Raw genomic sequence first — 12,959 nt, 5'->3', positions numbered from 1 at the left:
CTGCCCTTGCTAACTGGAAGATGGATTATCGCCTATTTTGGGGTATTTTTCAGAGGTGCCCTAGCAACAATGATATGCGCTCTCTCTAAATGAGGGCTAGGTCATACACAGCATTGCGGAGGTCAATCGCGGCAGATCACAAATCATTGGTACGATCACGTCTGGCAGATAGGGGCATCTGCTCTCTAGAGGATACCCTTGCTGATCAAGATACAAACATAGGCACATCGCCGCCGTTGGCGAGGTAATCCTGCAGCCACAAAATGGCTTGGATGCTGCCCAAGGTGTGTACCTTGTGGGTGACGAGTTGATTAAACTCCTCGACGCGCGTGTCTTTTTCTACATCGTCATACATCAGGGTAATAAAGCGCATAAAGTGCTCGCCGTCTTCGACGGCATGAATGGCAATGCAGGGGCCATCGTATTCATACAGCTCGATCGCCAACGCGGATTCGGCCCCTAAATCCAGTGGGCTGACGATGGTGCCATAATCTAGTTCTTCGTCCTCGGCCGTCCACGCCAGTTGAGTGTCTGATAGTTGGATTAAGTGCTCGGCAAACCAGCGTTCGTCCATCGTTTCAAACATGCTGAGTTCTTCTGCGGGCACGTCGTCGTCAAACTCGGGGCGAGTGGCTTCGTTTAAATAGATTTCGGCCCGCGCCCGGGCGTGGGCGCTGGCAAATTGAGCCAGATAAATCACTTCTTTGCACATGGCTCGTCCTAGCGCTTATGCGGCGGTGGGGTTGGCGTTTTGGTGTAGCGGCGCTTGTAGGCCTCCATGCCGTTGCTTTTAACGGTTTGCCATAGGTTGCGCAAGTAAGCCGGCGCGGTGTCATCTTCAAAAATCTGAATCATTAAGCGTGCGGCTTTTAAGTGATTGGGATGGTAGATATCGTCGGCATTGTCTTGAAGTGCGGGCAAATAACCTCTAAGACCAGCTATGCTGCCACGTTCTTCCGGCTCTAAATCATAGGCAAATGTTGAGATAAACATTTCATGCAGCCATTGGTAGGGTGTGAATGGGCTGACATTCACATCCTGGCTAAAACTACCCAACCTCCCCAACACGCTGTAATAAGCCATTATTGGCGTATTCCATGGAACTAAGCGACATTCAGCATTATTTACAATAATAGTTTCATCGGTATATACCGGGCTTTGCACAAATACGGGCAGCATACGCTGCTCCAGACCGCCAAAGGCGCCAAAGTCGTAGTCGAGCAAGGGCTCGGCAGTATGACTCGCTCGCATAAAAAACTCTTGAGCTGGCAATTTATCATGCCCTAGCGGGCGATCCTCTCGGCGTTTAGGCGCCAGCTCTTGAGATATTCTCTGCTGCCAGCGCTGCTCGGACTGATCTGGGTGCAGAAACAACGACATCACCAAATCTTCTGACCAGGTCACGTAGTCTTTAGGTCTTGGAATAAAGTTGCCTTCTGCATCATAAAGCTCACGCCTGACATTGCCATACTCATCATACGGTGACTCAGGCACTCTTGGCTCATCGGCGATATAGTAGTTTTTTTTAATATCAGCCAATATTTTCCCGTCGTTGGTTAAAAATTTTTCTGAAAAAACATACTTGATCTGCTTCCACTGCTGTTTGCGGATTTTTTTCCAATTTTCGATATGGTTGCCCGGCAACACCGGTTCAATCGCTTCGTAGTCAAACATAGGGCTACCCTTCCGATGCTCTCAATATTAAATCGTTAATGCGCTGGCGAACGCGCTGCGGGTCTTAGGCAGCCAGCTATTGTCAGCGTCGGCAACTGCTAAGACGACGGAGCCATGGGCACTATACAGCCGCTGCTCAGGATGGGCTTTGGTGTGGGCGTGGGCCCCTCGCTTCCGCTCAGTTTAAGCATCAGCCAATGCCACGATCTGCACATCGATGTGGCGCTGCTTGTCGCCACTGACGACGCCGCTGTGCATAACGCCGCCATTCTCCTTGATGATATTCACCAGGCGCTGCTGCATCGTGGCCAGAAAGTCGCGTTCTTGTTGATAAAGGACATCATTAACAATCAGGCGAATGTCACCCGCAAATTGGCGATCAACGTCTGGGTCGCAATAGTCATCACCGTATTTATTAGCGACGTCTAATACAATCACATCGGCAAGACGAAAAAAATCGTGTTTATTGTCACTGTCGATATAAACATCGTAGGAAGACTTTCCACCTTGCTCGACCCGCTCTACGCGAAAGTTATCTTCTTCCGACAACAGTGAGGTCAGCGTCAAGGTATCATCAGGATTCCAGAAAGTGGCATGCTTCGAGCCAATAATACGCTGCTTAACACGTTCCAAACTGAGCACATTTAGCTCAGGCGATACTCGCTGAAAAGAAGCCCGATAGTTTTCCGGCAGGGCAACCCGGTGCTGTTCTTGCAGCGCATAGTCGTACACCACCAGTGCGCCCGCCTCGCGGTTAGCCACATACAGGTATCGATGATCGTTGCCGAGCAAATGATTGCCGGTATGCATATCGCCCCCACCGGCCATGGCTTTTTGCCCCAGCACCTGGCCATCGGCGGCAAAACTGATCACTTCGCTGCGGGTTTGTATGACCGTACGGCGATCAAACTCCAACAAGGTGAGCGGCAGCCCGGCTAATGAGTGCTGCCAGGCCAGTTGCCCGCCGTGGTAGTCGTAGCACTGCACTAGTTTATTTTCACATAAGTAAAAATGGTGCTGTCTAAACGGTGGATAAACACCATTAAAGCGTGGCGGAGGGTTAAACGGAACATTCCAAACCAGTTCACCTGACTTGATACCCAAAACAGCTTCATCAGCTATAGATTCGGCTATAAACACTCCCTTCTCATGCACCTTAACAAGTAAATCGTCATCATACCGGTGTGAGCCACTTTCATCACTTAAGATTGCGAAGTCGCCTCCTTCGCTCTCGACATAGAGAACCTGCGCACCAGACGTAAAAAAAGCGACATCAGTATAGTCTTCCCCCTTTATAAGCGCTGGCTTATCTCCAAGGACAGACCTTCTTCCATCATTGAACTCGATGGGGTTTTCGTTTTCATCTACAAGATAATCTAAATCAGTCAAAGCTGATGAAATAAAATCAACACGATATCTATCCCGTGTTACATGAATCAAACAGCCATCAAAGGGCATCCCCCCGATCCCATAAGCCTCGCCATTAAAAACTCGAAAAACACAAGATGGAAAGATCACACTCATATTCAAATATCCCCTAACATCGCAGTCACAGCAGGCCTTAGCTCTTTATCTACAAAGCGCCCATATTCCTTAGCACCTTTAGAAACACCTCCTGGACAGACTCGGCAGAGTCGTAGGGGGTAAACAGCAGTAAGGTGGTGCCGGGTAAATAGCCCTTTTTTTCACCGTAGACAAAATAGCTTTCTAGTAGTTTGAGCGATGCTGGCGCAGCTTTTTTGATACTGGCACGGATGTGCTGCCAATCGGCTTGGCGCTGTGCCAGCCACTGTTCATCCTCCACCCGCCAGAGTGGACGAAACGATTGCAGAATTTCATAGCGTGTTGGTGTTGGCATGGTGAGTCCTTTAGTGTGCTTCCTTGGGCTGCGTTACTCTGTCGTGTTTTGTGCGTCGATCTCAGCGGCTTTTTCGCCACTGAGCTGCCAATGATGACGAATCTCGCTTTCCCGTGCTTTTAAATCGTGGGCAAAGGTTTTGGCGATGTCGCTGGCCTCAGCGCCGGCCAAGATGCGCTCAACTTCGGCGAACATTGAGTCAAACTTCTTCGGCCGACGATGACAAGTTTTGCTGGCCTGTGCCAAGGCCGATACAAAATACTCCACGCAATCAACACAGCCCTCGTAGGCCACCTCCCCCGTCAGGATCTTATTTGCACACATCATATAGGCACTGCACCACCATGAAGGTTCGATTGAGATTAGTTTTGGTCGCGAGCCATGCTCGACATAAAGCTCTTGATAGCTCGAACCCATAACACCCTTAATAAACTGCTGAATATGGCGTCGAAACCAAGGTAAGTGGTAGCCACGCTTACTGATCCAGAACAAGTAGTCTTTGAACACATTTTCTTGTTCGGTTGGATCCAATAAGCCACTGTAAAAAACCTCTTTGGCAGACTCGGCAGAGTCATAGGGGGTAAAGAGCATGACCGTACTGCCGGGAAAATAACAGTCCTTTTCGCCATAAACAAAATAGCGCTCTAGACTTTTTTGTTTTGCTGGCGGTGTCTGAGTCATGGTCGCACTGATGTGCTGCCAATCGGCTTGGCGCTGTATCAGCCACTGTTCGTCATCCACCCGCCAGAGTGGGCGCAGGGATTGCAAAATTTCTTGTTTTTTACGCTTGGGCATAGTTACCTCTCGCAAATGTCATCACAACAAGTACAGACCTGAGTTAACCTCATATTTCAATAGCCTCAACCATTAACCCGCCCATCAAAGCAACACCAGCCTCAAACGTAGCGCCAGCTTACACTCAGTGGCTTGCGGGTGGCGGGCGCGATAAAGCCGTTTTGATAATGCTGGTTGTATAACTGCACCAGCAGGTCAATCTTACTGTCGTCTGGGTTATTCAGTGCAGCGCGATCAATGCTGAGCTGCAAGCGACCATCAAAGCGCTTATTAACCCGTTGCTTGACGTTTTTATCCATATTGCCAAAAAAGTTGTAAGAATGGCGCTGTGCAACTTTGCGCATTTCTATTTGACCAAAGCGCAGCACATCGCCTAACTCAGCACAGCTGATCTGGATGTCGTAATAGTCGGTATCGCCATCGGTTACGACGCTGTGGCTTACCCCCAGGTACGGCTCAACGTCTACGGTATAAGGCGGCCCCTGGCGCAAACGCTCGCGACTCAATACCATAACACCGGCATAGCTAAACTGCATGCCTTCGCCACCAGCACCGAGCATGACGTACACATAATCGTCAACCACCTTGGGAGGCACATGCGAAAGCGAAAACTCAGGCGGCATGTCGATGTCGGCGAGATGTTCACCGCTGGCTTGGTCGATCACGGTCAGGCGATCAAAGCCGTTATGCAGCAGCAAATACTCATCAAATGGCCATAAATAACGACAGCGAATGATATCGTCTTCACTGCCTTCAACCTGCTGTTGCAACAAAACATCACCTGTTTTAGCGCACAACACGCACCAATAACCGTGCAGCTGACTGCTTAAGTACAAACGGTCACCGGCTAAATGGAAGAACTCAATCAAATATGGCAGATGTTGCTGCCACAGAATTTCACCCGTCGCGTCATCTAATGCGACGATATCTGCGTCTTTATCATCCAGACGAAAGCTACTGAGCAACGCAATGATGCTGTTTTGATAATAAAACAGCTTCTGATTGGGCATGCCACCGCCTTGATTATCAAACTCTCGCTGCCAAATCGGGTTGAGCTGCAAGTCCAGTTTCAATATTTGCATTGGCGAATCATTACACAGAAAATACAGATACTCGCTGTTCCTAACTATCCTCGGCAAGCTAGCAGAAAACTCACTCTCGCTTTCAGATCCAATACGGGAGTACAGCTTCATTACGGATGGAGATTCTTTACCGTCAATACTTTCATTAACCAATAAAAAGTCATGAAAAGACCATACAAGCGCTTTCCGAAAGAAAGTACTGTGCAACTCACTTACCCCCCAAAATTTCGCTTTAGAGAAGTTAGCATCGTAGATCTGATATTTGTCATCATAATCTGAATATTCACCAAAGTATTTCGATGTAGAAACAAGACAAATCCATCCATCGGGGCATCTATACCAGCCCTTTACTTGATGCCCAGGCCAAAAACCATCTAAATCAACAGAAAACTGATCCCTCTCAAAAACTACAGCATGCAAAGGATTTCTTAATATCAGAGAATTAGTCTCTGGCACTGTCACATCCTGATCTAGATCCACCAAGTAATAGCAAGCAGTCATATTTCGCCGATCTCCACACTGAACTTCAAACCAATCTGTTTCTCGAACTCCGCAATAGCCCTATCATCAGTCTTTTTTATACCTGCTAACGCCCATATGCTCTCTTTGTTCTCCCGATACGCATCCATCACTTCATCCATCAGCTGTTGCTCATCAAACGCCTTTCTGGCCCGCGCATCAAAGCTCCAACGCACACTTCGCTGCTCTGTTCCTGCCGCTAGTAAATCACGCATTAACTGGCCAGGCTTTTTTATCAACCAATCGAGCCCGGTCCTTTTCGATATTACCCGTTCACGGCTTGCTGGCCCGGCCACTGCCACTTACCTTCATACCGCGCGTTGGCACAAACGCTCGGCCTTGCTCGTCGGCAAACTGATACGGCACAGAGAGGTTGCGAAAACCGGCGTTGCGTCGCACCACAAAATGCAAATGCGGTCCGGTGGAGTAGCCCGAGGTGCCGGAGCGTGCCAAGGCATCACCGGCTTTAACCTGCTCGCCGGGTTTGACCATGGCGCTGCCCTGTAAAATATGCGCATACACGGCGTAGGTGCCGTCCTTATGCAGCACAGATACGTAATTGGCTTTGTCTAAAAAGAACTGCTGGGCATCGCCTAAGTGATAATCGTCTTTTACCCATATCACGATGCCGCTGCGGGCCGCATGAATATAACTGCCAATGGGCATGGCGATATCAATGGCGTGATAACCACTGGGGTGGTTATGAGAAAACTGGCCACCAAAGCCTTGGGTGACCTGAAAAAATTGCTGCTCTGGCAAAGGAATGCGATACAACACATCACTGTGCTTGGCTTTGGGCGAGCCGATGGCATAACCCAACTCATAGGCCGGCAATGGCTTGTCGATTTCGCCTACCAAGGTATGACTGTTAGGCTCGAGCATCAGCACTTTATGGCCACGCTCAAACATATCGGAGCGCACCGCTGCCTGCACCGGCGCAAAATACGGGTTATGCAACCACAGTTGGCGCATTTGGCCTTGGCGTTTTTCATACAGTTCAGGCGTGTGTTGCGCCGGCTTGGTGATGTTGACTTCAACGGCTTCAACTGGCTGATCTTTTTCTGGCTTTTTGTCGCTAAACACCCAGCGGCCATTTTCGTCCTGGTAGCGATAGATCTCGGCATTGGCTGCGGCTACCAAGCACAATAGGCAACCCAGCCATACAATACGCGATCTTTTAACCCTGCTGTCCTTCGCCATCACCTACTCCAAACCTATTCTTCTTTATTTAGGGCACCTCTGAATAATTCGGTGCCCGCTCTGGATCGCCAGAGGGCTTCAGATCACGAAGCCGGTTTGCCGCTCTAGCCAGCTACAGCAAAAATCGGCGACACAGAGCTGGAGTGCTCTGGCGTTCCCCGTAGGGCGCGGGCCGCAGGCTTCCATAACGTCGTTGGCGACGTTGAAAAGGGCTGGCCATTTCCTGCCATCGCCGCCTTGTTCTGAAAGCCTGCTGCACTCGCGCAGAGCTGTGCAGAGTTATTCAGAGGTGCCTTAGACTAAAACCGCCAAGCAATTAAGCGACTGCGCTTTTGCCCTTGCGCCATTTCAACCACCCGCACTTCAGCAGCGTTAACGTCCTTAAGTCGCCCTTGCAGCACTGGAATGTTTTTATGGCTCGCCACCAAGCTGGTAAACCAGCCAACCTGCGCGGCAAATTCGACGCTTTCATCAATCATTTGGCGCAAAAACTGTGCTTCACCGCCGTCGCACCACAGCTCATTGTGCTGGCCACCAAAATTGCGCTGACCGGTTTTTTGCCCCAAGTTTTTCCATTTGCGCTGATTATGCCGCTCAGCTTCGGCCGCATCGCGATAAAACGGGGGATTACACAGGGTGGCGTGTATTTTTTCACCGTTTTGAATAATGCCGCGCAAAATGCCCTTGCCTGGCTGCTGACGAATGTCGATTTTGCCGCGCAATATCGGATTGGCAGCAACAATGGCTTTGGCACTCGCCACCGCCACTGGGTCAATGTCTGCGCCTATCGCCCGCCAGCGAAAGCTGCGAGCGGCGAGTATCGGGTAAATCAGATTGGCACCTGTGCCTATGTCTAACACAGTCACCGGTTTGGGCCAGTCCAGCTCGGCAATGATATCCGCCAAGCTATGAATATAATCTGCCCGCCCAGGAATCGGCGGGCATAAATAACCGGCGGGAATCTGCCAATGATCTATCTGGTAATAGTGCTTTAATAAGGCACGATTCAAACACAGAACCGCATCGGCATGGGTAAAATCAATGGTGGTCTGGCCGCGCTTACCCTGGCGAGTAAACTGCTGCAATTCAGGTAGCGCCTGCAGCAGCTCAGCCATGGGGTATTCGCCCTGGTGGGGGTTATTTGGGTGCATTGCTATTATCCAAAAAAAGAGCGGCAACGCCGCTCTTTTTTATTTATTCCCACTCAATGGTGGCCGGCGGCTTAGACGATACGTCGTAGGTCACACGGGAGACATGCTCGATCTCGTTAATAATACGGTTAGAGACTTTTTCTAACAGCTCGTATGGCAAGTGCGCCCAGCGTGCCGTCATAAAGTCGATGGTTTCCACCGCGCGCAGGGCAATGACCCATTCATAGCGACGCTGATCGCCCACCACACCGACGGATTTTTGTGGAATAAACACCGCAAACGCCTGAGACGTTTTGTGGTACCAATCGGCATTGTGCAGCTCTTCAATAAAGATGGCATCGGCTTCACGCAGAATATCGGCGTATTCTTTATTCACCTCACCCAAGATGCGCACACCCAAGCCTGGGCCTGGGAACGGATGGCGGTACACCATGTCGTATGGCAGCCCCAGCTCTAAGCCAATTTTGCGCACTTCGTCTTTAAACAATTCACGCAGTGGCTCGACCAGATCCATTTTCATGTCTTCAGGCAAACCGCCGACATTATGGTGCGATTTAATCACATGGGCTTTGCCAGTTTTGGCCGCTGCCGATTCAATCACGTCTGGGTAAATGGTGCCCTGAGCCAAGAAAGGAACGTCTTTTAACTTGGAAGCTTCTTCATCGAATACCTCAATAAAGGTATTGCCGATGACCTTGCGCTTGGCTTCTGGATCGCTAACGCCGGCCAACTTGCTTAAAAACAGCGCTTCGGCATCGGCACGAATGACTTTAACGCCCATGTTCTTAGCGAACATGTCCATCACCATATCGCCTTCGTTTTTGCGCAACAGGCCGTTATCAACAAACACACAGGTCAGCTGATCGCCAATGGCTTTGTGCAACAGCGCTGCCACCACGGATGAATCCACGCCGCCAGACAAACCCAGCAATACTTTATTGCTGCCAACCTGGGCGCGCACGCGCTCGATTTGGTCTTCGATGATTTTCGCCGGCGTCCACAGTGCGTCGCAGCCACAAATTTCCAGCACAAAGTGCTCTAACAGGCGCTTGCCCTGCAAGGTGTGCGTCACCTCAGGGTGGAACTGCACGCCAAAGAAGTTTTTCTCGGCGTGGTACATACCAGCAATGGCACAGCTTGGCGTGGAGGCCATCAGCTCGAAGCCTTCTGGCATGGCGACGACTTTATCGCCGTGGCTCATCCAAACATCGAGCAAGGATTTACCTGAGTCGGTATCGACGTGATCTTTAATGTCGTGCAATAAACGGCTATCGCCATCGACCTGCACCTGGGCGTAGCCAAACTCACGAATATTGGAGCCTTCTACTTTACCGCCCAGTTGCTCCGCCATGGTTTGCATGCCGTAGCAAATACCCAATACCGGCAAGCCCATTTCAAACACCGCTTGCGGCGCGCGAGGCGAGCCTGCTTCGGTCACCGACTCTGGGCCACCGGCCAGAATAATACCGCTGGGGTTGTACTCACGAATCTCTTCTTCGCTCATATCGAAGGCGCGAATTTCGGAGAACACACCAATTTCACGCACGCGACGGGCGATCAGCTGAGTGTATTGAGAACCAAAATCAAGAATCAAAATGCGCTGAGCGTGAATGTCTTGGGACATAAATTATTCCATCGAATAGAAGCAAAAACGGGGATGACGCATCATCCCCTGAGTTGTTTATTAACCGCCTTAAGCGGTGGCAGCACCGAATTAGCCTAGACGGTAATTCGGGGCCTCTTTTGTAATCTGTACATCGTGCACGTGGGACTCGCGCATACCGGCGGCTGAGATTTTGACAAACTCAGGCTTGGTACGCATTTCATCGACCGTGGCACAACCTGTGTAACCCATGGCAGCGCGCACACCGCCCATTAATTGGTGCACCACCGCAGAGGCCGGGCCTTTAACCGCGATGCGACCTTCAATGCCTTCTGGCACGAGTTTATCAACACCGGCTTTTTTATCTTGGAAATAACGATCCGATGAGCCTTGGCTTTGTCCCATGGCACCCAAAGAGCCCATGCCACGATACGACTTATAAGCACGGCCTTGGTACAGCTCAACTTCGCCCGGTGCTTCGTCGGTACCCGCCAGCATAGAGCCCACCATAATCACGCTAGCGCCAGCGACTAGGGCCTTGGCAATATCGCCCGAGTAGCGCACACCACCGTCGGCAATGACCGGCACACCGTACTCTTCCATGGCAGTCGCCACATTAGCGATGGCAGAAATCTGCGGCACACCGACACCGGCAACAATACGGGTGGTGCAAATAGAACCTGGGCCGATGCCCACTTTGACGGCATCGGCACCGGCTTTGGCCAGATCAATGGCCGCGGCTGCGGTAGCGATATTGCCGCCAATGACCTGCACTTGTGGGTAGGTCTCTTTCAACCAGCGCACGCGATCAATCACACCGGTGCCCGAGGCATTGCTGGTGTGGCCATGGGCCGTATCAACAATGATCACATCAACGCCGGCATTGACCAGCAGTTCACAGCGCTCTTCCGTGCCAGCACCTGTGCCCACGGCTGCGGCCACTAACAAACGGCCTTTGTCGTCTTTCGCAGCGTTGGGGTAAGCACGAGATTTTTCGATGTCCTGTACCGTCATCAGGCCGGTCAGCTTGCCTTGATCATCCAGCACCAGGACTTTTTCAATGCGATTTACGTGCAACAGCTTCTGCACTTCGCTGGGGCTGGTGCCCTCTTTGACGGTGACCAAGCGATCACGCTGGGTCATGACGCTGGAGACACTGGCGTCCAAGTTGGTTTCAAAACGCACATCGCGGCTGGTGACAATGCCCACCAGCTCGCCGTTATCGACCACTGGCATACCAGAAATATTGTGCTGCTCAGTCATGGCCAACAGCTCACGAATGGTGGTGCCACTGCTGACGGTGATGGGGTCAATCACCACGCCACTTTCGTATTTTTTGACTTTGCGAACTTCAGCGGCTTGTTGCTCAGCGGTGAGGTTTTTATGGATGACACCCAAGCCGCCTTCCTGCGCCATGGCAATCGCTAGGCGCGCCTCGGTGACGGTATCCATAGCAGCCGAAATCAGCGGCATATTGAGCCGAATATTTTTGGTCAAATGAGTGGCCAGTGATACCTGGTTGGGCAAGACTTCAGAGTAGCCGGGAACTAATAGCACATCATCGAATGTGAGTGCTTCCTGAGCGATTCGCAACATAGAGTGCCTTCCAGAACGGGAATGGAGAAGGCGCGGCATTATAGCCGAATGCCACCTCAAAATGAAAGCACTAATCGATACTAGACCTAGCCCGCAAGCCGCATAAAACCTGACCGAACGGTCACAAGAGGCGCATTAAGCAACTCAACCTGCTACCGCATACCTGGCCTGTTCAGCTAAAGCACTGGTTAATGTGCGCCAACCATGACCCAACGCAGTAGCCATCCACCTAATTACGACGATAGACTCAGCTCTCCCCAACTGGGGAGATTATTCACTGTTAATCAAAGGAAATGACCATGAAGTTAATCGCTAAACTGGCCGTCATTACTGGCATTGCTGCTATGTCTACCGGCTGTGCTCTGGCTCCAACGCCTGCCGGCGCGGGTCTGCTGTACACCGATGTTAAATATCAGGGCATGGCTGACGACAGCAATGCTGACGCAGCCAAAGAAGGCCGCGCTTGTGCGACCAACATTCTGGGCCTGATCGCTCAGGGCGATGCAACCATCGATAGCGCAAAAGCTGCTGGCGGCATTAAGAAGGTAGCGACCGTTGATTCGGAAGTGAACTCGATCTTAGGCTTGTTCACCACTTACTGCACCGTTGTTCGCGGCAGCTAAGTGAGCTTGGCCGGCGCTATTCTGGCGCCGGTTTACTGGCACAACTCTGATCACGCAAAAACATCAACAACGCCTCGCGCAGCTCAGGGACATACAAGCTGGCAATGTGAGGGCCACGACTCTCCAGCCAACACCCTGTCACCGTCAACCTTGCATACATTTTTCGCCCCTGCTCATACGGAATCACTTGGTCATGCGGGCTGTGCATCATCAGCACCGGCAGATGTAGCTGATGGATGTGTTCAATCGGGTCCCAACGTGTTGGTAGCAGCCAGGTACCCGGCCACAACAGCCAACCCACCACGCTGTGGCTCAAACCATGACGCGCCACTTGCTGGTAGCTCGCCAGTGGAGCGTCCAGAACCACAGCATCAATGCGGTACTGAGACTGGGCTTGAGCAACAAAAGGCACCGTCAGTGCGGCGCCAATGCTCTGCCCCAAAATAGCCAAACGCTTTTCTGGGTAATGCTGGTGCAGCCACAGCAGGGCCGCTTCAATGTCCATAAACACATCAGGCAACCTTGCCTGCCCCTGCGATGCACCAAAGCCGCGGTAATCCAGTGCCAGCACAGAGACCCCTTCAGCCGGCAACCAATCGACATTGCGAAAATGGCTGGAGATATTTTCGGCATTGCCGTGCAAGTACAACATGACCCACTCACCGGCGTGCTCAGCTGGCAGCCACCATGCGTGCAACCGAGTGCCATCAGCGGCATGCAGCTCAATGTCTTCATACGCCAAGCCGACGTTCGCTGGGGTTTGAATCCACACTTGTTGAGGGTAAAAAAACAAGCCTGTGAGCGAGCTGCAGCCACTGATGGCAAAGCAAAAACACAATAAGAAAACAGATTTCATGA

General features: G+C 51.3%; 13 protein-coding genes. 1 reads left to right on the top strand and 12 read right to left on the bottom strand.

What is annotated here, in order from left to right:
• Nucleotides 1-205 precede the first annotated feature (205 nt).
• The 11 genes from IE090_RS14565 to guaB all read right to left on the bottom strand — a co-directional run bounded on the left by IE090_RS14565 (nucleotide 206) and on the right by guaB (nucleotide 11,478).
• Nucleotides 206-712, bottom strand: coding sequence for a hypothetical protein (locus IE090_RS14565; RefSeq protein WP_189389425.1), 507 nt, complete (start codon nucleotides 710-712; stop codon nucleotides 206-208).
• 8 nt (nucleotides 713-720) lie between these two features.
• Nucleotides 721-1,674, bottom strand: a complete 954-nt coding sequence (locus IE090_RS14560) for a hypothetical protein (RefSeq protein WP_189389423.1) — start codon at nucleotides 1,672-1,674, stop codon at nucleotides 721-723.
• A gap of 183 nt (nucleotides 1,675-1,857) precedes the next feature.
• Nucleotides 1,858-3,198, bottom strand: coding sequence for a hypothetical protein (locus IE090_RS14555; RefSeq protein WP_189389421.1), 1,341 nt, complete (start codon nucleotides 3,196-3,198; stop codon nucleotides 1,858-1,860).
• 49 nt (nucleotides 3,199-3,247) lie between these two features.
• On the bottom strand, nucleotides 3,248-3,532 hold the full coding sequence (locus tag IE090_RS14550; protein WP_189389419.1) for a hypothetical protein: 285 nt from the start codon (nucleotides 3,530-3,532) through the stop codon (nucleotides 3,248-3,250).
• 33 nt (nucleotides 3,533-3,565) lie between these two features.
• Complete coding sequence (locus IE090_RS14545; protein WP_189389417.1) at nucleotides 3,566-4,327, bottom strand: hypothetical protein; 762 nt, start codon at nucleotides 4,325-4,327, stop codon at nucleotides 3,566-3,568.
• A 101-nt stretch (nucleotides 4,328-4,428) separates the two neighbouring features.
• Nucleotides 4,429-5,409, bottom strand: coding sequence for a PQQ-binding-like beta-propeller repeat protein (locus IE090_RS14540; RefSeq protein WP_189389415.1), 981 nt, complete (start codon nucleotides 5,407-5,409; stop codon nucleotides 4,429-4,431).
• Between the two features lie 497 nt (nucleotides 5,410-5,906).
• On the bottom strand, nucleotides 5,907-6,143 hold the full coding sequence (locus IE090_RS14535; RefSeq protein ID WP_189389413.1) for a hypothetical protein: 237 nt from the start codon (nucleotides 6,141-6,143) through the stop codon (nucleotides 5,907-5,909).
• Nucleotides 6,144-6,201: 58 nt separating this feature from the next.
• Entirely contained in the window at nucleotides 6,202-7,128 is a 927-nt protein-coding gene (locus IE090_RS14530; RefSeq protein ID WP_189389411.1) for a peptidoglycan DD-metalloendopeptidase family protein, read from the bottom strand.
• 299 nt (nucleotides 7,129-7,427) lie between these two features.
• Nucleotides 7,428-8,279, bottom strand: coding sequence for a 23S rRNA (adenine(1618)-N(6))-methyltransferase RlmF (gene rlmF, locus IE090_RS14525; protein WP_189389409.1), 852 nt, complete (start codon nucleotides 8,277-8,279; stop codon nucleotides 7,428-7,430).
• A 43-nt stretch (nucleotides 8,280-8,322) separates the two neighbouring features.
• A complete protein-coding gene (gene guaA / locus IE090_RS14520) occupies nucleotides 8,323-9,903 on the bottom strand; it encodes a glutamine-hydrolyzing GMP synthase (protein ID WP_189389407.1) in 1,581 nt (526 codons plus the stop codon).
• 90 nt (nucleotides 9,904-9,993) lie between these two features.
• Nucleotides 9,994-11,478, bottom strand: coding sequence for an IMP dehydrogenase (guaB, locus tag IE090_RS14515; protein WP_189389405.1), 1,485 nt, complete (start codon nucleotides 11,476-11,478; stop codon nucleotides 9,994-9,996).
• A gap of 299 nt (nucleotides 11,479-11,777) precedes the next feature.
• Here guaB and IE090_RS14510 point away from each other — a divergent pair, with 299 nt between their 5' ends.
• Entirely contained in the window at nucleotides 11,778-12,101 is a 324-nt protein-coding gene (locus tag IE090_RS14510) for a TRL-like family protein (RefSeq protein ID WP_189389404.1), read from the top strand.
• A gap of 16 nt (nucleotides 12,102-12,117) precedes the next feature.
• Here the strand turns inward: IE090_RS14510 and IE090_RS14505 are convergent, their stop codons facing one another.
• Nucleotides 12,118-12,957: an alpha/beta hydrolase gene (locus IE090_RS14505; protein ID WP_189389402.1), complete on the bottom strand. Its 840-nt coding sequence runs from the start codon at nucleotides 12,955-12,957 to the stop codon at nucleotides 12,118-12,120.
• Nucleotides 12,958-12,959 lie beyond the last annotated feature (2 nt).

The organism is Bacterioplanes sanyensis (assembly GCF_014652515.1).
GTDB classification, from domain to species: Bacteria; Pseudomonadota; Gammaproteobacteria; order Pseudomonadales; family Oceanobacteraceae; genus Bacterioplanes; species Bacterioplanes sanyensis.
The sequence above is the reverse complement of the archived record's forward strand: the minus strand, read 5'-3'. Positions and strand labels throughout refer to the sequence as shown.